This is a genomic window from Prescottella equi (genome assembly GCF_020171745.1).
In the GTDB taxonomy this organism is placed as follows: Bacteria; Actinomycetota; Actinomycetes; order Mycobacteriales; family Mycobacteriaceae; genus Prescottella; species Prescottella equi_A.
On record NZ_JAIVAH010000027.1, the window covers coordinates 39,675 to 61,714 of the forward strand.

At 70.1% G+C, this 22,040-nt stretch carries 16 protein-coding genes and 1 pseudogene; 3 read left to right on the forward strand and 14 right to left on the reverse strand.

Annotated elements, in window-relative coordinates:
* Positions 1-83: 83 nt before the first annotated feature.
* Positions 84-2,267 (reverse strand): malate synthase G, encoded by a 2,184-nt coding sequence (locus LCL87_RS21605; RefSeq protein WP_225023497.1) that lies wholly within the window; start codon positions 2,265-2,267, stop codon positions 84-86.
* Between the two features lie 609 nt (positions 2,268-2,876).
* Positions 2,877-3,341 (reverse strand): annotated as a pseudogene (gene darG / locus LCL87_RS21610) (type II toxin-antitoxin system antitoxin DNA ADP-ribosyl glycohydrolase DarG); the annotation flags it as partial.
* 517 nt (positions 3,342-3,858) lie between these two features.
* Between darG and LCL87_RS21615 the strand changes: the two are divergent.
* Positions 3,859-4,215 carry a VOC family protein gene (locus LCL87_RS21615; protein ID WP_225023499.1) on the forward strand — a complete coding sequence of 119 codons (357 nt, stop codon included), beginning with the start codon at positions 3,859-3,861 and terminating at the stop codon, positions 4,213-4,215.
* A gap of 54 nt (positions 4,216-4,269) precedes the next feature.
* On the opposite strand, the gene LCL87_RS21620 is transcribed toward LCL87_RS21615, so the two are convergent.
* Entirely contained in the window at positions 4,270-4,761 is a 492-nt protein-coding gene (locus tag LCL87_RS21620) for a hypothetical protein (protein ID WP_225023500.1), read from the reverse strand.
* A gap of 108 nt (positions 4,762-4,869) precedes the next feature.
* Between LCL87_RS21620 and lplAB the strand changes: the two genes are divergently transcribed.
* Positions 4,870-5,919, forward strand: a complete 1,050-nt coding sequence (lplAB, locus tag LCL87_RS21625) for a lipoate-protein ligase LplAB (protein ID WP_225023501.1) — start codon at positions 4,870-4,872, stop codon at positions 5,917-5,919.
* Positions 5,920-5,928: 9 nt separating this feature from the next.
* Here lplAB and LCL87_RS21630 read toward each other — a convergent pair whose 3' ends face one another.
* From LCL87_RS21630 to LCL87_RS21670, 9 genes are all read right to left on the reverse strand, one after another.
* Positions 5,929-8,265, reverse strand: a complete 2,337-nt coding sequence (locus LCL87_RS21630) for a LuxR C-terminal-related transcriptional regulator (protein ID WP_225023502.1) — start codon at positions 8,263-8,265, stop codon at positions 5,929-5,931.
* Between the two features lie 97 nt (positions 8,266-8,362).
* A complete protein-coding gene (locus LCL87_RS21635; RefSeq protein ID WP_225023503.1) occupies positions 8,363-8,887 on the reverse strand; it encodes a hypothetical protein in 525 nt (174 codons plus the stop codon).
* A 157-nt stretch (positions 8,888-9,044) separates the two neighbouring features.
* Entirely contained in the window at positions 9,045-9,923 is an 879-nt protein-coding gene (locus LCL87_RS21640) for a 3-methyladenine DNA glycosylase (protein ID WP_225023504.1), read from the reverse strand.
* 5 nt (positions 9,924-9,928) lie between these two features.
* A complete protein-coding gene (locus tag LCL87_RS21645; RefSeq protein ID WP_225023505.1) occupies positions 9,929-11,017 on the reverse strand; it encodes a hemolysin family protein in 1,089 nt (362 codons plus the stop codon).
* Positions 11,010-12,380, reverse strand: coding sequence for a hemolysin family protein (locus LCL87_RS21650; RefSeq protein ID WP_225023506.1), 1,371 nt, complete (start codon positions 12,378-12,380; stop codon positions 11,010-11,012). Before LCL87_RS21650 ends, LCL87_RS21645 begins: the two co-directional genes overlap by 8 nt.
* 299 nt (positions 12,381-12,679) lie before the next feature.
* The gene (locus LCL87_RS21655; RefSeq protein WP_225023507.1) at positions 12,680-14,116 is read right to left on the reverse strand and encodes a GuaB1 family IMP dehydrogenase-related protein; all 1,437 of its coding nucleotides are present in this window, start codon (positions 14,114-14,116) and stop codon (positions 12,680-12,682) included.
* A gap of 38 nt (positions 14,117-14,154) precedes the next feature.
* Complete coding sequence (locus LCL87_RS21660; protein WP_225023508.1) at positions 14,155-15,183, reverse strand: pirin family protein; 1,029 nt, start codon at positions 15,181-15,183, stop codon at positions 14,155-14,157.
* 77 nt (positions 15,184-15,260) lie between these two features.
* The gene (locus LCL87_RS21665) at positions 15,261-16,136 is read right to left on the reverse strand and encodes a DMT family transporter (protein WP_225023509.1); all 876 of its coding nucleotides are present in this window, start codon (positions 16,134-16,136) and stop codon (positions 15,261-15,263) included.
* 3 nt (positions 16,137-16,139) lie between these two features.
* Positions 16,140-17,483 (reverse strand): DEAD/DEAH box helicase, encoded by a 1,344-nt coding sequence (locus LCL87_RS21670; protein ID WP_225023510.1) that lies wholly within the window; start codon positions 17,481-17,483, stop codon positions 16,140-16,142.
* A gap of 84 nt (positions 17,484-17,567) precedes the next feature.
* Here LCL87_RS21670 and LCL87_RS21675 point away from each other — a divergent pair, with 84 nt between their 5' ends.
* Positions 17,568-18,068, forward strand: coding sequence for a nucleoside deaminase (locus tag LCL87_RS21675; RefSeq protein WP_510850834.1), 501 nt, complete (start codon positions 17,568-17,570; stop codon positions 18,066-18,068).
* Between the two features lie 66 nt (positions 18,069-18,134).
* Here LCL87_RS21675 and gnd read toward each other — a convergent pair whose 3' ends face one another.
* Both gnd and LCL87_RS21685 read right to left on the reverse strand, forming a co-directional pair.
* On the reverse strand, positions 18,135-19,595 hold the full coding sequence (gene gnd / locus LCL87_RS21680) for an NADP-dependent phosphogluconate dehydrogenase (protein WP_225023511.1): 1,461 nt from the start codon (positions 19,593-19,595) through the stop codon (positions 18,135-18,137).
* A gap of 150 nt (positions 19,596-19,745) precedes the next feature.
* Positions 19,746-21,923 (reverse strand): DEAD/DEAH box helicase, encoded by a 2,178-nt coding sequence (locus tag LCL87_RS21685; protein WP_225023607.1) that lies wholly within the window; start codon positions 21,921-21,923, stop codon positions 19,746-19,748.
* Positions 21,924-22,040 lie beyond the last annotated feature (117 nt).

Genomic DNA, 22,040 nt, shown 5'->3' on the forward strand with positions numbered 1-22,040 from the left:
GTCTAGTGACGAATACGGACATCCCGAACGCGCGCGGCCCCGGCACCTGTGACGGTGCCGGGGCCGCGAGCGGTGGGCGAGGATCAGGCGTTGGCGGCCTTGTACTCGCGACGACGGCGGTGCAGGATCGGCTCGGTGTAACCGCTGGGCTGCTTGCCGCCCTCGAGGACCAGCTCCTTGGCCGCCTGGAAGGCGATGTTGGAGTCGAAGTTCGGGGCCATCGGCCGGTACGACGCGTCACCCTCGTTCTGGCGGTCGACGACCGGCGCCATCCGCTCGAGGCTCGCGACGACGTCGGCCTCGGTGACGATGCCGTGCCGCAGCCAGTTGGCCAGCAGCTGGCTCGAGATGCGGAGCGTCGCCCGGTCCTCCATGAGCGCGACGTCGTGGATGTCGGGCACCTTGGAGCAGCCGACACCGGCGTCGATCCAGCGCACCACGTAGCCGAGGATCGACTGGCAGTTGTTGTCGAGTTCCTGCTGCTTCTCGGCGTCGGACCAGTCGGTGGACGGGGCGAGCGGGATCGTGAGGATCTCGTCGATCGTCGCGCGGGGCTTGCCCTTGAGCTGGTCCTGGACCGCGAACACGTCCACCTGGTGGTAGTGCGTGGCGTGCAGGGTCGCACCGGTGGGCGAGGGCACCCAGGCGGTGTTGGCGCCGGACTTGGGGTGGCCGATCTTCTGCTCGAGCATGTCGGCCATCAGGTCGGTCATGGCCCACATGCCCTTACCGATCTGCGCCTTGCCCTGCAGACCCGTCGCAAGGCCGGTGTCGACGTTCCAGTCCTCGTACGCGGCGATCCACGTCTGCTTCTTCATGTCGGCCTTGCGCACCATCGCGCCGGCCTCCATCGAAGTGTGGATCTCGTCGCCGGTGCGGTCGAGGAAGCCGGTGTTGATGAACACCACTCGCTGGTCCGCTTCCTTGATGCAGGCCGCGAGGTTGACGGTGGTGCGTCGCTCCTCGTCCATGATGCCGACCTTGAGCGTGTTCTCGGGCAGGCCCAGGACCTCTTCGACGCGGCCGAAGAGTTCGGTCGTGAACGCGACTTCCTCGGGGCCGTGCTGCTTGGGCTTGACGATGTAGATCGAGCCGGTGCGCGAGTTGTTCAGCGGGCCGTGGTCGTCGTCGATGCTCAGGCCGTGCACCGCGCACGCGCCGGTGATCAGCGCGTCGAGGATGCCCTCGGGCAGCTCGTTGCCGTCGGCGTCGAGGATCGCCGGGTTCGTCATCAGGTGTCCGACGTTGCGCACGAACAGCAGCGAGCGACCGTGCAGCGTCAGCTCCTCGCCGTCCGGCGTGGTGTAGGTGCGGTCACCGTTGAGCGTGCGGGTGACGGTCTTGCCGCCCTTGTCGAACGACTCCGACAGGTCGCCGCGGTTGAGACCGAGCCAGTTCCGGTAGCCGACGACCTTGTCGTCGGCGTCGACCGCGGCCACCGAGTCCTCGAAGTCCATGATCGTGGTGATCGCCGACTCGAGCACGACGTCCTTGACGCCGGCGCCGTCGGTCCTTCCGATCGGGGAGGTCGGGTCGATCTCGATTTCCACGTGCAGGCCGTTGTTGCGCAGCAGCACCGACGTCGGGTGGTCGCCGTCGCCGAGGTAGCCGACGAACTTCTCCGGCTCCGCCAGCGTCGTGACGACCTCGCCGCCCAGCTCGACGGCCAGTTTGCCGTCGACCACGAAGTAGCGGGTGGCCTCGGTGTGCGAGCCCTTCGCCAGCGGCGCGGCCGTGTCGAGGAAGTTGCGGGCCCAGGCGATGACCTTGTCACCGCGAACCTTGTTGTAGCCCTTACCCTTCTCGGCGCCACCGTCCTCGGAGATGGCGTCGGTGCCGTACAGCGCGTCGTACAGCGAACCCCAGCGCGCGTTGGACGCGTTCAGCGCGAAGCGCGCGTTGAGCACGGGGACCACCAGCTGCGGGCCGGCGGTCGTCGCGATCTCGGCGTCCACGTTCTCGGTCGCGACCTGGAACGGTGCCGGCTCGGGCAGCAGGTAGCCGATCTCCTGCAGGAACGCCTTGTACTCGGCTGCGTCGAGCGGCTTGCCCGCGCGCTCGCGGTGCCACGCGTCGATCTGCGCCTGCAGGTCGTCGCGCTTGGCCAGCAGGGCCTTGTTCTTGGGGGCCAGGTCGGCGAAGACCTTGCCCGCACCCTCCCAGAACGCCTCGGCGGAAACGCCGGTGCCCGGAAGAGCCTCATCGTTCACGAAGTCGTAGAGAACCTTGGCGACCTGAAGACCACCGACCTGCACGCGTTCAGTCATGGAATTGCCTCACTTTTCCGGTACCAGCAGCGTCCGGAGCACGGCCACGGTCAGGGCACGTGCGGGGACGCCGAACGGGACGACAACAATGTTACCCGGCGGTAGCTTCCGGAGGAGATCAGTCCGGTACGGCTGCCAGGGCATCGACGAATACAGCTGAAGAGCTGAGGCGCGTGAGGTGGGCGCCGACTGCGGTGGGACGAACGGTTCGCGTCCGGATGCAGACTCGATCAAGAACGGCGGTTTGGCCGATCGTGCACAGATGATACTGGCCGGTCACCTTCGCTGCGCGTCGGGGCGTGGCCGGATTGCGGAGCCGCGACGAGCGGTCGGGGGTGTTCGGTGAGCGGCGTTGCACCCGAGTCGAACCCGCCGTGTACTTGGCGTCGATCACCGTCTGCGGGCACCGAACCACACCAGGGCTGGCTTCATTGCTACCTGGTCGGACTGGTCGAGGTGCAGGCAGTGCTGGGTGGATCCGGTCGAGGACGTGACGCAGGTTGTACGCGTACTGCCCATGCAGGTTCCCCGCGCACTTCAGGTTCAACGGTTCGCCGAGGAGCTGGAGGAAGTTCCTGAGCTTCCGGACCTAGATCTGTGTGGCGCCGAGCGCGACGGCGGGGCATCGGGTGCGTAGAGACGCACATCGACGTCCGGCAGGTCGGCGAAGGCCCGCTGGATCAGCGGCTCCACGTCCGCCCAGTCGAGTCCGCCGTTGCCACAGCCCAGCGGCGGAACGGCGATGGAGGTGATGCCGTGTTCGCGGATCACTCGGACCAGGTCGGTCAGGCCGGATGCGATGTCACCGAGCTTCGAGGCGGACCGCCAATGACCCTTGGTGGGGAAGTTGACGATGAAGCGCGGGCCGTCGAGTGCCCCGGTCTCCCACACGTGCACGCGGCCGAGTTGCACGTCACCGGCGTTGCATGCTGCTGCGTAGGCCTTGAACATGTCCGGGTAGGTGCGCCGGAACTGTAGCGCGATGCCCTTGCCCATGACACCGACGGTGTTGACGGTGTTGACCAGCGCGTCGACGTCTGCGTGCAGTAGGTCGCCGGTGGCGGTGGTCAACATGTGTGCTCCATGGAATCAAGAGTAGGCGTCAGGTACGACACTGACGGGTGGACGGTGCCTGCCCAGTAGCGGCCTTCATGATCTTCCAGTCGACGGGTTCGATCCCGACGCCGCGGCCGTCGGCAGTCGTGGCAGGTCGACGGCGAACCGGCGTAGTGGGGGCGAGGAGAAGTTCAGCGGACTCGGAACAGCCGAGCGCGGCGATCGAACCCGTCGTTCCGAAGAATCCACGTCGCGAGATTTTCATCGTCGAACTCCCTTGGCTGTGGGGACGTCAGGGAGAAGCAACTGGCCGGGCCTTTACCGGTGGCCTGCGTGCGACAAGCCGCTATCGATGGCATCCGAACGGCCCCTGTCCGTAGGGCCTCAGGTCCCCTGTGTGCATCACCGACGGCGGGTCGGGGTGTGCGGAAGCCGGTTGTGCGCGAGGATCAGCGAGCACGCGGCGGGGCCGTGGCGGACCTGGACGGGACCGTTCGGCGCACGCGCCGAAGTTCGATCGATACCGGAGGCACAAGTGAGCGACTACGACGCCAAGATGATCATGTTGTCCGTCGAGAACCTGGACGAGGCGCTCGAGTTCTACACCGGGACCCTCGGGATGACGCTGAAATTCCGCGACGGCGCGCACTTCGCCGCGCTGGACGGGGGATCGGTGACGATCGCGCTCGCCACCGCCGTCGACCATCCCATTCCGGGGAAGGTCGTGGTCGGCATCAAGACCGCCGACGTCGATGCCGCGGCGAAGGCGATCGAGGACGGCGGCGGCGCCATCGTCAAGGGGCCGTACGACGACGCCCACGAGCGCCGCGCGGTGGTCTACGACAACAACGGCAACGGCCTGGTCTTCTACAGCCCACTCGCCCGCAAGTAGTCGCCCGACGACCAGGGCCCGCAGCGTCACACGCTGCGGGCCCTCGTCGTTCGATTACTGCTTCGCAGTCGCGGTCGCGGTCGCGGTCGCGGCCGCCGCGAGCCGCTCGGCGGCGTCGGTGAGGTCGATGCCGTCCTCGGCGAGCGCCGGCACCAGCAGGTCCATGCACTTGCCCAGCATCACCACGAGCAGTACGCGCAGCGCGCTGATGTCGGCGGCGACGCGGACCCGGTCGGTGCTCACACACGACAGCCGCGAGTAGGCCTGCTCCACCGTCTGCCACTCGCCGAGCAGGCCCTCGACCAGCAGCTGCGCCCGGACGACGGGTGCGGCCGCCGGGTACAGCGCCTCCTCGGCGGCCCGGTGCCACGGGCGCAGCGTGAACTCGGCGAAGTCGACGACGGCCTTGTGCGCGGCCGCGAACTCTGCGTCACCGGCCCCGATATTCCGGAACACGTCTCGTTCGAGCGCCGCGATGCCGCCGAGCAGGTCGAACATCGTCGCCTGCAGTTCTCCTGCCGCCTCCTGAATCGCCGTGTCCGTCATCGAAATCCTCTCGTCCGCTGAGTTCGGCGAACCCGCCGTCGCTCACACAGTAGGGGCCCGCGACTGCCGCGCCACTGCGCTGTCGCACTCACCGATACGCTTTCTCTCGTGCGTGGTGAGTACAAGGTTCCCGGTGGCAAGCTCGTGATCGTCGACGTCGAGGTGGAGGACGGGCGCCTGTCCCGAGTGGCGCTGTCCGGCGACTTCTTCCTGGAACCGGACGAGGCCCTCGACGACATCGTCGCCGCGGTGACCGGGATGCCCGTGACCGCCGACGCGGCCCGACTCGGTCAGGCGATCTCCGAGAAGATCGGTGACGGCGTGGCCATGATCGGTTTCACACCCGAATCGGTCGGCATCGCGATCCGCCGCGCGCTCGGCCACGCGACCGCCTGGCACGACCACACCTTCGACGTCATCGAACCGGTGGTGCTCGACCCGGCGATGCACGTCGCGCTCGACGAGGTGATCACCCGCGAGGTGGCCGCCGGTGAGCGCCGCCCGACGCTGCGGTTCTGGGACTGGGATTCCCCGCTGGTGGTGCTCGGCTCGTTCCAGTCGGTGCGCAACGAGGTCGACGAGGAGGCCGCGGCCCGGCACGGCATCGGTGTCGTGCGGCGCATCTCCGGCGGCGGGGCGATGTTCATGGAGCCCGGCAACTGCATCACGTATTCGCTGTCGGTGCCGACGTCACTGGTCGACGGGCTGAGCTTCGAGCAGTCCTACGCGTTCCTCGACCAGTGGGTGATGGGCGCGCTCGCCGACGTCGGCATCAAGGCGCGCTACGTGCCGCTCAACGACATCGCGTCCGAACAGGGCAAGATCGCCGGCGCCGCGCAGAAGCGGTTCGCGGCCGGTGCGGTGCTGCACCACGTGACGATGGCCTACGACATCGACGCCGACAAGATGACCGAGGTGCTGCGGATCGGCCGGGAGAAGATCTCCGACAAGGGCATCACGAGCTCCGGCAAGCGGGTCGACCCGATGCGCTCGCAGACCGGTATGGCCCGTGACGCCATCATCGCCGCCTTCCTCGCGCACTTCCGCGCCCGCTACGAGACGGTCACCAGTGCGTACACGGACGCCGAACTCGCCGCCGCGCGTGAGCTGGTCGACACCAAGTTCGCGAACCCGGAGTGGACCTACCGGGTGCCGTGATGGGCGAGGTCAGTCTCTCGGGGCGGACTCGGCGATCCAGGAGACGACCTGCACCCGTGAGGTGAAGCCGAGCTTCGTGAGGATGTGGTCGACGTGGCCGTCGACGGTGCGGCGGGAGATGGTCAGCCGGGCCGCGATCTCCTTGTTGGTCAGGCCCTCCGCGATGAGTTTCGCGACCTCGTGTTCACGTCTGGTCAGCACCGTCCGATCTTGCCCTGGAGCGCTCGGTTCTCGGGTCTGCTCGCCGAGCGTGTACGCGATCGCGTCCGCGGTGGTCATCGATGCACCCTGGCGGTGGGCGGCGTCGAGCGTCGCAGCGTCGAGAGCTCCACGGACCGTCTTCTCGAAGTCGAGTTGGTGGACGAGCAGGTTGGGGAAGAAGACCGGGTTGCTGCCGACGAGCCGGCGATGGGCGTCGGCCGCGCCCATGATGACGGCCGCGCGTCGCGCCTGACCGGTCTCGGCGGTGAGCCAGGCCAGCGCCTGCAGGCACGTGAACACCATCAACGGATCGTCGGTCTGCTGTGTGAGGCGCAATCCCGCTTCGAGAAGTTCTGTGGCGTGGTCGCGATCGCCGGATCGCCATGTGTCGACCCCGTTGGCCCACAGGGAGTAGCCGCGATGAATGTACTCGCCGTGCCCCTGCGCGATGGCGAGTGCGCGGCCCTGGAAGGTGAGTGCCTGCGAGGTGTGGTCACCGACGTGCGCCCAGCCGAGCAGACTCAGCGCCTCGAGCTGAAGCTGTGGATGGTCGGCGACGCCGGGGGTGTCGGTGGCGAACCGCAGACGCACTCGTGCCCGCTCGAGGTCGCCGCTGCAGAACGCCGTGATTCCATCCGCCATCGCGATGTAGGCCCGGGTGATCGGTTCGGCCGACGGCGAATCGAGTTCGAGGGCGGCCTCGGCTCGGGCACCTGCGGCCGCGAGATCGCCCTGGAACGCGGCCAGGATCGCCGCCGCGAAAAGCGCTTTGGCCCGTAGCGCGGTCGGTTGGGGGTGCGCTTGATCGAGTGCGCGGTCGAGCCAGCGGCGGCCCTCGGCGAACAGGCCACGCGCGATCCAGAACGGGTAGAGCGCCGCCGCGAGTGGCAGTGCGCTGCCGTCGGCCTCGTCGAGCGCGAACTCGAACGCCTCCCGCAGATTCGGCAGTTCCACCCGCACCCGGCCGCTCCAGTCGAGTTGCCGGGGACTGATCCAGTCGGCCTCGGCGTCCAGCGCCATGCGGGCGTACCAGTCGCGGAACCGCAGCCGGAGATTCGCGTCCCCGGTCGTGTCGTCCAACTGTTCGCGCCCGAAACCTCGGACCGTGTCGAGCATCCGATAGCGGGCGCGGTCGGGGGCGTCGTCGCGGACGATGATCGACTTGTCCACCAGCGACGCGAGAATGTCGAGCAGGTCGCCTCCGCAATCCTCCCCGCAGATGTGCTCGACGTCGTCGATGTCGAAGCTTCCGGTGAACAGCGACAGCCGCCGCCACAGTTGCTGCTCGTCGGGAGTGCACAGGTCGTAGCTCCACCCGATGCTCCATTTCAGCGTCTGCTGTCGGGGAGGTACGCCGCGGCTGCTCCACGTGAGCATGCCGCGGCGGTCGGTGAGGCGTTGCAGGATCTGTTCGGGCGACAGTGCCCGGGTCCGGGCCGCCGCCAGTTCGATCGCCAGCGGCAGCCCGTCGAGCCGAGCACAGATCTTGGCGATCGTGGGGGTGTTGTCGTCGGTCAGTGCGAAACCCGGCACCGCGGAGGCGGCGCGTTCGGCGAACAGGGCGACCGCGTCGAAGCGGGACACCTTGATCACCGGCTCGGACCGGTCCCGGCTCGGCGTGGTCAACGGGGACACCGGTACGACGGTTTCGCACCCGAGCCCGAGTCGTTCCCGGCTGGTGGCTAGGACGTGCAGCCCGGGGCATCGTTCCAGCAACGATTGGACCAGCTCGGCCACCGCATCGATCACCTGTTCGCAGTTGTCGAGCACGAGCAGCCTCGAGCCGTGCGCCAGGGCCTCGACGAGGGCCTCCCGGGGTGGCCGTCCGGTGTAGTCGCGTACGCCCAGCGTGGTGGCGACCACGTCGACGACGAATGCCGGGTCGTGGACGTCGGCGAGTTCGATCAGCCACACGCCGTCGGGGAAGTTCCGCCGGACGGAGGTCGCCACGCGCAGCGCGAGCCGGGTCTTGCCGACCCCGCCGATGCCGGTCAGCGTCACGAGACGGCCACTGGTTAGCGCGTTGCGTACCGCGGTCAGTTCGTGGCGGCGGCCGACGAAACTGGTGAGATCCGCCGGCAACCGGCCGTGACCGGCCGACGGACCGGACTCCCGGTGGGGTCCGAGGGTGTCGACGTCGACCATTCCGCCACCTACGTTTTCGCCAGATCAACACAACCGAGGCTACTCGCGGTGCCGGGGGTCGAGCCCGGGACGCAATGTGCCCGGGCCCGACCAGGCGTCAGGACCCGAACGGGGCAGGGGCATTCTGCTGGCGGGCCAGTCCGGCGCCCGCCTGGCCACCGAGTTCGGCGCCCAGGGAGCCGCCCGCGACCAGACCACCGACGGTCACCGCTCCGAGCGCGGTGCTCACCGGGCCGAGGGCGGCAGGTCCGACGATCCCAGCTGCGATCGCGCCGATCGTGATGGCGCCGCCGCCCACGACGGTGCTGCCGAGTGCGCCCACCAAGCTGCCGGTGTAGGCCCCGAGCAGCTGCCCCGTGTCGGTGTAATCCGCGATCCGCTGCTCCGGCGTGGGGGCGTAGCCCGGCCGGAGGAAGTTGAAAGGCCGTTCGTTCAGGTCAACCGGGTTGTACAGCGGCGGAACCTCGATCTGCGGCAGCTCGGGCAGGGCCGGGATGTTCGCGGATCCGGCGTCCTGCGCGTTCGCGGTGCCGGCCGAGGCGGCGACGATCGCGACGGGCAGTGCGCCGGCGACGACGGCGCGGCGCGCCCAACGGTTCGGTTTCGCAGCATGACGAGCCATGAGAATTCCCCCTGAATTCGGTGCCGCGTGGGACGCGGCGATGGTGTGCATCGGCGTCCCGGGCGGGCGCCGCAAGGCTGCGGAGAGCGCGCGAGATATGCGTGAAGATGTCCCCCCCCAGACCGTCGACCAAGATAGCTGTGACGGCTGGATATAGCTAATTGGGACTCGTGGCCAGCAGGTTCCGGCAGCGTTCGACCAGGCGGGCCCGTAGCTGCGCGGCCCGCTCCGACAGCGCCACCTGCTCGCGGACGTAGTCGGCGCGGCCCTGCGGGGTCTCGATGCGGACGGGTTCGTAGCCGTACTCCGTGAGGTCGTACGGGCTGGCCTTCATGTCCAGCTCCCGCGCATCCGTTGCCAGACGGAAACAGTCGATGACGAGCTCGGATTCGATCAGCGGCCCCAGCTTGGACGCCCACTTGTACAGGTCCATGCCCGCGTGCAGGCAGCCCGGCTGCTCTCGCGCGACCTGCGCGTCCCGCGAGAGCGGGATCTCGTTGCGGGGGACCGCGTCGGGGGTGAAGAAGCGGAACGCGTCGAAGTGCGTGCAGCGCAGTTGCATCGACTCGACCACGGTGTCGGTGCCGGCGTGCCCGAGGCGCAGCGGTACCGACGTGTGCCGGACGGCCTCCTCGCCGCCGCGGTACACCATCGCCCACTCGTGCAGGCCGAAGCAGCTCAGCTGCGGGCGCCGTCCGGCGGTGGCGGACAGCAGCGTCGCGACGAACTCGACCGTCTCGCGGCGCCGCGCCAGGACATCGGGGGAGAGGGACACCAGATCGTCCGAGGCCTGGTACCCGGAGTAGATCAGGTAGTCCTGCGCCGAGTGGCCCGCGAGTGCGGTCCCGAAACCGGGGTGCCAGCGTCGCAGGTGGTTCGGCTTGACGCTGTAGTACGTGAACAGGAAGTCGTGCACCGGGTGCTTGACGCCTGCGGCCTTGCGCTGCAGGTGCGGCCCGACGAGATCCGCCACCACCTCGCGGTGGCGGTCTCGTCGGGCAGTCCACACCTCTTCCGGCAGAACTGCCGAACTCACTACTCTCAGACCGCCTTCTGACCGGGTACGACGTCGACGATCCGGTGGGTGCCGTCGCGCACGGTGCCGACGAACTCCTCGACCAGATCCTCGAGCGCGACGATACCGATCACCGCGCCCGACGCGTCGACCACTGCACCGAGGTGCGAGTTCGTGCGACGCAGGCGGGCGAGCGCGTCGTCGAGGGGCAGCGTCACCGAGATCAGCGGCAGCCGGCGGATGTCCGAGCGCGGGATCACCGTCTCGGGTCCGGCGGACTCGTCGGCGATCCGGTCCAGCACGTCCTTGAGGTGCAGGTAGCCGATCAGGGCGCCGTCGGCGCCGCGCACCGGGTAGCGCGAGTAGCCGGTCTGGACGACCGCCTGCTCGACCGCACCCAGGGTAGTGCCGCCGTCCGCGAACGGGACGGTGCGCATCTTCGCCGACGGGATCATGACGTCGGCGACGGTGCGGCCCTCGGTCTCGAGCGCCTGCGTGAGCCGGCGGTGCTCCTCCTCGTCGATCAGGCCCTCGGTGTGGGATTCGCCGATCATCTCGGACAACTCCAGCGTGGACACCGTCACGTCGAGTTCGTCCTTGGGTTCGACGCGCAGCATCTTCAGGATGCCGTTGGCGCTGATGTTGTAGAACGCGATCAGCGGCCTGGCGACCTTGATGAACGCCAGGTGCGCCGGCACCAGCAGCATCGCGGTCTTCTCCGGGCCGGCGATCGCGATGTTCTTCGGGACCATCTCGCCGAGCAGGATGTGCAGGACCACGACCAGGCCCAACGCGATCGTGAACGCGATCGGGTGGAGCAGGCCGTCGGGCACGCCGAGCGCATCCATCGGCGCCTCGATGAGGTGCGCGATGGCGGGCTCGCCGACCTTGCCGAGCAGGATCGAGCAGATCGTGATGCCCAGCTGGGCGGCGGCGAGCATCAACGACAGGTTCTCGCCGGCCTTGATGACGGTGGCCGCGCGCTTCTTGCCCTGCGCGTGCAGCGCCTCGAGGCGGTCACGTCGGGCGGTGATGAGCGCGAACTCGGCGCCGACGAAGAACGCGTTGCCGGCCAGCAGGACGACGGTGAGCAGAACACCGAACAGATCACCCATGGTGGGTCACCTCCCGGGTGGTCTCGAGCGCCGGGACCGGGGTGAGCAGCACCCGGTCGATGCGGCGGCCGTCCATCGTCAGGACCCGCGCGATCCAGCCGCGGCCGTCGGGGCCGAGCGGCAGACCGTTCGCGTCGGGCAGCGCCACCTCGTCGCCCTCGACCGGGATCCGGCCGAGGGAGGTGAGCACGAGCCCGCCGAGCGTGTCGTATTCGCCCTCGGGGGCGAGGTAGCCGGTGGCGCGGCCGACCTCGTCGGTGCGCAGCAGTCCGGAGCAGGCCCAGCTGTGGCCCACCCGCTGGACGTCGATCTCCGGCTCGTCGTGTTCGTCGCGGACGTCACCGACGATCTCCTCGATGAGGTCCTCCATCGTCACCATGCCGGCGGTGCCGCCGTACTCGTCGACGACGAGCGCGACCTGCATGCCGTCGGCGCGGACCTGTTCCATCACCGCGTCGCCGTCCAGGGTCGACGGCACCACGGGCACAGCCTGCGCGAGCGAGTCCAACCGGGTGGTCGACCGACGGGCGGCCGGCACCGTGAACGCGTGCTTGATGTGCACGACGCCGATCGTGTTGTCGAGGTCGCCGTCGACGATCGGGAACCGGGAGAACCCGGTGCGGGACGCCGCCTCGAGCAGGTCGGCGACCGTGGCGTCGGTGTCGAGCGATTCGATCTTCACGCGCGGGGTCATGAGCTCCTCGGCGCTGAGTTCGCCGAACCGCAGCGACCGGTTCACCAGCAGCGCGGTGCCGGCGTCGAGGGATCCGCGCTCGGCGGACGTGCGAACCAGCGACCCGAGTTCCTGCGGGGACCGGGCCGACCGCAGTTCCTCTGCGGGCTCGATGCCGAGGCGGCGGACCACCCAGTTCGCGGTGCCGTTGAGGCCGTTGATCGCCCACTTGAAGATCAGCGAGAAGCCGGCCTGCAGGCCCGCGGTGGCGCGGGCGGTCGGCAGCGGCTTCGAGATCGCCAGGTTCTTGGGAACCAGCTCGCCGAAGATCATCGAGAACGACGTCGCGATGATCAGCGCGAGGGCCAGTGAGATGCCGCCGGCCGTGGAATCGGACACGCCGACACCGGTGAGCAGCGGGGTGATGAAGCGGGCGAGCACCGGCTCGGCCAGGTATCCGGTGATCAGCGTCGTGATCGTGATGCCCAACTGAGCGCCGGAGAGCTGGAACGACAGCGTGCGATGCGCGTGCTGGACCTGCCGCGCACGACGGTCGCCGCCGCGCGCATGGGCGTCGACGGTACTGCGCTCGAGCGCGGTCAGGGAGAATTCTGCCGCCACGAAGAGGGCGGTGCCTGCGGTCAAGGCGATGAAGCCGACCAGGCTGAGGACGGTCAGTGCGACGTTCACGTCAGCACCACCCGCACAGGGAAGTGGGAGCTACTGGGGCCGCCGGGTTTGTCACCCGGCTCGGTAGAGGAGCCCTCGGACTCCGCGTCCGGACCTGATGCGGTCGCGACGGGCTGTGCGTCGGGGGGCGTGTGTATGGGTGCCTCGGGCACCTGTGTCCTCTCTGTCGGGCGGCGCATATCGTCGGTTTCAACCGATGTAGCGCCGACGATATTTCCGGAAACGAAGCCACCACTATATCGGGCGCGATATCGGACGCGACTTGAACGGGATCAAACAGACATCGCGCGGGGGTTGTGTCACCAACCGGACGGCAGCGGGCGCCCCTCCGCGAACCCGGCCGCCGACTGCACGCCGACGACGGCCTTGTCGTGCAGTTCGTCGAGCGTGCGGGCCCCGGCGTACGTGCACGTGCTCCGCACCCCCGAGCAGATGTGGTCGAGCAGATCCTCGACGCCGGGCCGGGCGGGATCGAGACGCATCCGGGAACTCGAGATGCCCTCCTCGAACAGGCCCTTGCGGGCGCGATCGAACGCGGTGTCGTCCACGGTGCGGGCCGCGACGGCGCGCTTGGACGCCATGCCGAAGCTCTCCTTGTACCGGTTACCGTCCCGGTCGATCCGAAGCTCGCCCGGCGACTCGTACGTGCCGGCGAACCACGAGCCGACCATCACGTTGGACGCGCCCGCCGCCAGCGCGAGCGCGACGTCGCGGGGATGACGGACCCCGCCGTCCGCCCACACGTGCGCGCCGAGTTCACGCGCCGCGGCGGAGCACTCGGCGACCGCCGAGAACTGGGGCCGGCCCACACCGGTCATCATGCGGGTGGTGCACATCGCACCCGGACCGACACCGACCTTGACGATGTTCGCGCCCGCGTCGATCAGGTCGCGGGTGCCCTGCGCCGAGACCACGTTGCCGGCCGCGAGCGGCACGCCGAGGCCCAGCGCAGCGACCGCGCGCAGCGCTTCGAGCATCCGCTGCTGGTGGCCGTGGGCGGTGTCGAGCACCAACAGGTCGGCGCCGGCGTCGGCGAGTGCTTTCGCTTTGGCGGCGACATCCCCGTTGACCCCGACCGCCGCGGCGATCCGCAGCCGTCCGTGCACGTCGACCGCGGGCGTGTAGATCCCGGCCCGGATCGCGCCGGTGCGGGTGAGGACGCCGGCAAGCATGCCGTCGGCGTCGACGATCACCACCAACGGATCGTGCCGCGACTCGAGCAGCCCGAACACCTCGCGCGGGGTGGCGGTGACCGGGGCGGTGGCGAAGTCGCGCACCGCGACCGCGCCGACGCGGGTGAATCGGTCGACGTCCGCGCACGACGACTCGGTGAGCACGCCGACCGGCTTGCCGCCGTCGACCACCACCGCGGCGCGGTGCGCCCGCTTGTGCAGCAGCGTCAGCGCGTCCGAGACGGCGTCCTCCGGGTCCAGCGTGATCGGGGTGTCCGCGACCAGGTGCCGGCTCTTGACGAACGCGACGGTCTCGGCGACCGCGGACGACGGCACGTCCTGCGGAATGACGACGAGTCCGCCGCGCCGGGCGACGGTCTCGGCCATCCGCCGTCCGGCGACCGCGGTCATGTTGGCGACGACGATCGGGATGGTGGTTCCCGACCCGTCCGACGTCGAGAGGTTCACGTCGAAGCGTGACGCCACGTCGGTCCGGTTCGGGACCAGGAACACGTCGTCGTAGGTGAGGTCGTACGGCGGGCGCTGCCCTTCGAGGAACTGCACAGTCGCCGAGCGTAATGCGCAGACGGCGTGTGCGCCCGCTATCGGGCGGGTGTCGGATCCGGTCGTTCGACGCGTCCGTCGCCGTAGCGGGCGAAGCGGCCGGCGTCCCGGTCGTGGACGGGTGCCTCGTCAGGCCACGGCCAGCCCCCGAAACCGGTGCGGCGGTAGTCGTCGTACGCCTCGAGGATCTCCCGTTCGGTGTTCATCACGAACGGTCCGCGGGCCGCGACCGGTTCCCCGATCGGGACTCCCTGCAGTACCAGGAGCGTCGCCGCGGTCTCGGCGCGCACGGTCAGCGCGTCGCCGTCGTCGGGGGCGTAACCCCAGCCGGATTCGACGTCGGTGTCGGCGATGTCGACGCGGGCGCCGTCGCCGTGCACGTAGAGCACCCGGCGGGCGTCCGGGGACGCCGCGGCGGGCAGGTCGATCGCCGCGCCCGGTTCGAGGTCCACCAGCCACAGCGCGACATCCGAATCCGCGTCGGCCGCCCACGAGTTGGTGGGCGGTGCCAGGGGTTCGTGGTCGCCGAAACGGCCGGCGATCACCCGGACGCGGGCGCCGTCGCCGACTTCGACGTCGGGGATGTCCTCGTTCCACAGCATCGTGAACTGGGCCGGCGCGGACTTGTCGCGCGCGGGCAGGTTGAGCCAGATCTGGTACAGCTCGAAGTCGTTGTCGCCGTCCTGGTTCAGCAGCGGGAACATCTCGGAGTGGCTGACGCCGCCGCCGGCGGTGACCCACTGCACGTCGCCGCCGCCGTAGCGGGCGGACGCGCCGGTGGAGTCGGCATGGTCGACGAACCCGCGCCGGACCACGGTGATGGTCTCGAACCCGCGGTGCGGGTGCGCGGGGAATCCGGGCACCGTGGTGCCGTGGTACATGTTCCAGCCGGACGGGTTGCCGAAGTCCTGGCCGAGCGGGCGGTCGGAGACGTCGACGGCGGGCGTCAGGTCCGGGGTGCCCTGCGGGTAGTGGTCGACGTGGTGCACGGCGAACAGGAACGGGTCGAGCGCCGGCCACGGGGTGCCGAGGCGGAAGACCTGTGCCGTGCGGGCGGACGTGCTCACGATTCCTCCAGGGGCGAAGTAGTTGAAAGTTTCACTGGTGATCGTGCCAACGCCTGCGGGGGCGCCGGACATTCCCGTCAGCTCGCGACCGACTCCGGATCGGGCTGCAGCGTGGCCTGCTCGCGGGACAGTGCGATCGTGGTCGCCAGCATCACCACGACCGCGGCGACGACCACCGCGAGACCGAACCCGGAGACCTGCAGGCGCTCGTCCAGCACGGTCATGCCGAGGAAGATCGCGACCACCGGTTCACCGATCGTCATGGCGGGCAGCGACGCCGACAGCGGACCCACCTGGAACGCGCGCTGTTGCAGGTACACGCCGATGATCCCGGCGGCGAGCAGGGCGTAGGTCTGCCACGCACCGAGCAGGTGCCCGACGCCGTGCTCGAGCAGATCGGTGACGTACTTGGTGAACGCGACCGCCACGCCGTAGAGCGCGCCGCTGGCGCTGCCCAGCAGCAGTGCCCGCCACCCCGGATCCATCCGCGGCGACAACCCGAACGCGGTCGCGACGGCGACGAGTGCCACCACCACGATCAGCGGCACCGACCACTGCGCCCATGGCGCGTCGGTGCCGCCCTCGGTGGGATTACCGACGACGAGGAACACCGCCAGCGCCGCCGTGAGCGCGATCGCGAGCGCCCACGTCTGGCGGGTGAGCCGGTGCCCCGAGAACCGTGCCGACAGCGGCAGCGCGAACAGCAGCATCGACACCAGCAGCGGCTGCACCACCAGCACCGACCCGAGCGCGAGCGCGATCACCTGGAACAGATAGCCGCCGCCGTCCCCGACGATGCCCGCCCACCAGCGCGGGCTGCGCACCAGGGCCGCGATGAGCGATCGGTCCTCCGGAACCTGCGCCGCCGCGGTCTGCTGCGCCACCGACGCGCACGCGAACAGGAACGCGGCAATCAGCGCGCACACGATCGCGGCGACGGGCAGCCCGGACATGGGTCAGCTTCCTCCGCGTCGACGCCGGCTCTGGCCGTTCGCGGGACGCGCGGTGCCGTCCCGGCGCGGCCCACCGCGCCCGCGGAACCCGCGCTGCGGCCCCGGACCCCGCCGATCCGCGGGGGTGTCCTTCTTCGGCGGGGCGGGTACCTCTCGCTCGGGGACGGGGGTGCCGCTGGGCTCGCGTGCGCCGGTCACCGCCTCCCAGCGGCGGTCGCGGCCGCCGACGGTGAGCGGGTCGACGTCCACCCCGGCGGCCCGCATCACCTTCGCGGCGGGCCCGCGCTCGTCCTCGGTCACCACCGTCACCACGACACCCGATTCGCCGGCGCGGGCGGTGCGTCCCGCGCGGTGCAAGTACGCCTTGGGCTCGGTGGGCGGGTCGACGTGCACGACGAGCGAGATGTCGTCGACGTGAATGCCGCGCGCCGCGACATCGGTGGCGACCAGCACCGGCAGGGTGCCGTCGGCGAACTCGGCGAGCACCCGGGTGCGGTGCCCCTGCGGCTTGTCGCCGTGCAGGCCGCCCGCCGCGACCCCGACCGCCCGCAACTCGTCGGTGAGCCGGTCCACGCCCGCCTTGGTGCGGACGAACAGCAGCGTCCGGCCCTCCCGGGCCGCGATCCGGGCGACGGTGGGGTACTTGATCTCTCGCGGCACGTGCAGCACGTGATGCTCCATCGAGTCGACGGCCGCGACGGCCTCCGCGGTCGCGTGGGTGACCGGGTCGTGCAGATAGCGGGCGACGAGCGTGTCGACCTCGCCGTCGAGGGTCGCGGAGAACAGCAGCCGCTGCGCGGACTCCGGGGTGCGGTCCAGGATCTCGGTGACCTGCGGCAGGAACCCCAGCTCGGCCATGTGGTCGGCCTCGTCGACGGTGGTGACGCGGACGTCGTCGAGCGTGATCGTGCCCTGCGCCACGTGATCGGCCAGCCGACCCGGCGTCGCGATCACGACGTCCACGGTGCGCGACAGTTTGACGGCCTGCCCCTTGAAGGGGACGCCGCCGACGATCGTGGCGGTCCGCAGTCCCAATGCGAGCGCCGGTTCGTCGAGCGCCTTCTCGATCTGCGCGGCCAGCTCGCGGGTGGGGGCCAGGACCACCGCGCGCGGACGCGACGGCCGGCTCGCGCCGCCCTTGAGGCGCACCAGCAGCGGCAGACCGAACGCCAGTGTCTTGCCGGACCCGGTGGGGCCGCGGCCGAGGACGTCGCGCCCGGCGAGGATGTCGGGGATGGTTGCGGCCTGGATCGGGAACGGCGCCGAGATACCCGCGCGGCCGAGGGCGTGCACCAGGGTGGTGGGCAGACCGAGCTGCGCGAACGTGGGGAGGGGACGGTCGGACATGGGTGGCGCGGGCCTTCCGGTCGTGAAGTCACAGGCTACCGCGGGGTGACACAATCGCGGTTCCGTGTGAATGAGGAGGTAGATGTGTCCGAATCGGGGCGTTCCGAAGTGGTTACCGAGGTCGAGTTCCGGCACCTGCAGCGCTGCGTCGAACTCGCGGCGGAGGCCCTGCTGGCGGGCGACGAGCCCTTCGGGTCGGTGCTCGCGACCGCCGACGGCACCGCGGTCGCGGAGGACCGCAACCGGATCGCCGACGGCGACAGCACGCGGCATCCCGAGTTCGAACTGGCCCGCTGGGCCGCCGAGAACCTGAGCGCCGAGGAACGCGCCGGCGCGACGGTGTACACGTCGGGGGAGCACTGCCCGATGTGCGCGGCCGCGCACGCGTGGGTGGGCCTGGGCCGCATCGTCTACGTCGCCTCCACCGCGCAACTGGTGTCGTGGCTCGGTGAGATGGGGGTGCCGCCGGCGCCGGTGCGTCCGCTGCCGATCCAGGAGATCGCGCCCGAGGTGACCGTCGTCGGGCCGATCCCGGAACTCGTCGAGGACGTGCACCTGCTGCACCGCCGGCTGCACGAGGCCTGACCGTCACAAACGCGGCGGGGCGGACGCCGCAGCGTCCGCCCCGATCCGTGTGTCGGACAGGGAGGCTCAGGCCTCGATCTCGGAGCGGTCACCGCTCCAGAGGGTGTGGAACTTGCCCGGCATGTCGACGCGCTCGTAGGTGTGGGCGCCGAAGAAGTCGCGCTGACCCTGGGTCAGCGCGGCCGGCAGCCGCTCGGCGCGCAGGCCGTCGTAGTACGACAGCGACGACGCGAACGCCGGCACCGGGATGCCCAGCGTGGTCGCCGTGACGACGACCCGACGCCAGCTGTCGATCGCGTTCTCGATCGCCTCACGGAAGTACGGCTCGACGATCAGCGACGTCAGACCCGGGTTGGTGTCGTACGCCTCCTTGATCCGGTTCAGGAAGCGGGCGCGGATGATGCAGCCACCGCGCCAGATCGTGGCCATGTCGCCGGGGGTCAGGTCCCAGCCGTACTCGTCGCTGCCGGCGCGGATCTGGTCGAAGCCCTGCGCGTACGCGACGATCTTCGACGCGTACAGCGCGCGACGGATGTCCTCGGTGAACTGTGCGACGTCGGTCGGCTTGGCACCCAACTCGCCGGACGCGAGCCCCTGCGCCGCCTTGCGCTGCTCGCGCGAACCGGACAGCGCGCGGGCGAACACAGCCTCGGCGATACCGGTCACCGGCACACCCAGATCGAGTGCCGACTTGACCGTCCAGCGGCCGGTGCCCTTCTGCTCGGCGGCGTCGACGATGACGTCGACCAGCGCCTTGCCGGTCTTCGCGTCCTTCTGGCGCAGCACCTCAGCGGTGATCTCCACCAGGTAGCTCTCCAGGTCGCCGGCGTTCCACTCGGTGAACACCTCGGCGACCTGCTCGGCGTCGAAGCCGAGCGCGTCACGGAACAGGTTGTACGCCTCGCCGATCAGCTGCATGTCGGCGTACTCGATGCCGTTGTGCACCATCTTCACGAAGTGTCCCGAGCCGTCCGGGCCGATGTGCGTGCAGCACGGGGTGCCGTCGACGTGCGCCGAGATCGACTCGAGCAGCGGGCCCAGCGCCGCGTACGACTCCTTGGGGCCGCCCGGCATGATCGAAGGCCCGTTGAGCGCGCCCTCCTCGCCGCCGGAGATGCCGGCGCCGACGAAGTGCAGGCCCCGCTCGCGCAGCGCCGCCTCGCGGCGGATCGTGTCCGTGTACAGCGCGTTACCGCCGTCGATGATGATGTCGCCGGGCTCCATCGCGTCCGCGAGTTCCTCGATGACCGCGTCCGTCGCGTCGCCGGCCTTGACCATGATGAGCACGCGTCGCGGCTTCTGCAGCGCGCCGACGAACTCCTCGATGGTCTCGGTGCGGACGAAGTCACCCTCGTCGCCGTGCGCGGCCAGAAGCGCGTCGGTCTTCGCGATGCTGCGGTTGTGCAGGGCCACCGTGTGTCCGTGGCGGGCGAAGTTGCGGGCGATGTTGGATCCCATTACGGCGAGCCCGGTGACGCCGATCTGGGCGCGGGCAGCCTCGGTGCTGGCAGAAGTCTCGGAGGTCATGGTTACAGCTTCCCCCGAGACCCCACCGTGACGCGAACCGGCCCCGCTGTTCGGGACGTGACGCCTGACATGCATTCGGCCCCGGCCGCCCACTGAAGGGCGGCCGGGGCCGAATGAGGTTGGTATCCGGTCGATCAGACGACCGGAGTGCTACGCGTTGCGGTTGCGGTGCGGACCGTCGAACCCGTCGTAGCTACGACGGTCCGTGCGGCTACGGAAACCGTTGCTGCGCTGCTCGGACGGGCCCGAGGAGTTGCGGCGGTCACCGTACGAGCGGTTGTCGCGGTCGCCGAAGTCGCGACGGGGTCCGCGATCGTCCCGGTTGTTCGACTGTCCGCGGAAGCCGCCACCCTCGCCGTCACGGCGCGGTCCGCGGTTGTCGCGGTCGCCGAAGTCGCGACGCGGGCCGCGGTCGTCACGGTTGCCGAACGAACGATTGTCCCGATCGCCGCGGAACCCACCACCGCGCGAGTCGCCACCGCGAGAATCGTTGCCGCGGAAGCCGCCACCGTCACCCTCGCGGCGGGGGCCACGGTTGTCCCGGTCGCCGAAGTCGCGACGGGGTCCGCGATCGTCCCGGTTGTTCGACTGTCCGCGGAAGCCGCCACCGTCGCCGTCACGGCGGGGGCCACGGTTGTCCCGGTCGCCGAAGTCGCGACGCGGGCCACGATCATCGCGATTCCCGAAGTCCCGACGGGGGCCACGATCATCGCGGTTGCCGAACGAACGGTTGTCGCGGTCGCCGAAGTCGCGGCGGGGGCCGCGGTCGTCACGGTTGCCGCGGAAGCCGCCACCGTCACCCTCGCGGCGGGGAGCGCGGTTGTCCCGGTCGCCGAAGTCGCGGCGGGGGCCGTCGAACTCGCGGCGCGGGCCGCGGTCGCCGAAGTTACGCTCGCCCTGGTTGCGGTCGCCGAAGTCGCGGCGGGGGCCGCGGTCGTCACGGTTGCCGCGGAAGCCGCCACCGTCACCCTCGCGGCGCGGTCCGCGGTTGTCCCGGTCGCCGAAGTCCCGGCGCGGGCCACGGTCACCGAAGTCGCGACGCGGGCCGCGGTCGTCACGGTTGCCGCGGAAACCGCCCTCGCGGCGCGGACCACGGTCGCCGAACGAACGCTCACGACGGTCGCCGCGCTCGCTGCCGAAGTAGCTGTCCCGCACCGGTTCACCGCTCGGTGCCTGCGCGCCGGTGATGGTCGCCAGCTCCTCCGAGCCGGGGAACACGGGGACGGCGGTGGCGTTCACGCCGGCCATACCCGTCAGGCGGCGGAACATCCGTCGCTGGTTCGGCAGCACGATCGCCGCGACGACGCCCGCCTCGCCCGCGCGGGCGGTGCGGCCGGCACGGTGCAGGTAGTCCTTGTGGTCCTGCGGCGGGTCGACGTGCACGACGAGGTCGATGCCGTCGACGTGGATGCCGCGCGCGGCGACGTCCGTCGCCACCAGCACCGGGGTGCGGCCGGTCTTGAAGCGCTCCAGCACGCGGGTGCGCTGATTCTGGGCCTTGCCGCCGTGCAGAGCCTCGGCCGCGACACCCTTCTCGCGCAGACGCTCGGTGATGCCCTCGGCGCCCAGCTTGGTGCGCGCGAACATGATCGTGCGGCCACCCTTGCGGGACGCGATCTCGGCGAGGACGGCGTCCTTGTCGCCGCGGTCGACGAGCAGCACGTAGTGGTCCATCGTGGTGACCGAGGCGCGGCCGTCCTGCGTGGAGTGCAGCTCGTGCTCGGGCAGGAACTCGCGCACAAGCGTCTTGACGTCGTTGTCCAGGGTCGCCGAGAACAGCAGGCGCTGGCTGTCGTTCGGGGTGTCGCCGAGCAGCGTGCGGACCTCGGGCAGGAAGCCCATGTCGGCCATCTGGTCGGCCTCGTCGAGCGCGGTCATCTCGATCTCGCCGAGAACACAGGTGTTCTGCCGCAGGTGGTCGCCGAGACGGCCGGGGGTGGCGACGAGGATGTCGACGCCGCGACGCAGCTGGTCGACCTGCTTGGTGAAGGGGGTACCGCCGACGGCTGCGCGCACGTTGAGTCCGAGCGAACCGGCGTACGGGGTGAGCGAATCGACGACCTGGAATGCGAGTTCGCGGGTCGGCACGAGGACCAGCGCGCGCGGACGCTTGGGCGCCGGGCGGTCCTCGTGGCGGGCCAGGCGCGCCAGCATCGGCAGACCGAAAGCCAGCGTCTTGCCGGAACCGGTCTGTGCGCGGCCGAGGATGTTCTTGCCGGCGATCGCATCCGGGATGGCCATCGCCTGGATCGGGGACGGCACCGTGATCGAGTTGCGGGCCAGCGCGGCGACGACGGGCTCGGGCAGGCCGATCTCGGCGAACGTCATCTCGGGCTCGGCCTCGGGCTCGGCCTCGTCAGCCTCGGTGTCCTCGCCCTCGGCGATTTCAGTCTCGGTGGCCTCGACGGCCTCGACTGCCTCGGGGGCCTCAGCGGTTTCGGGGGC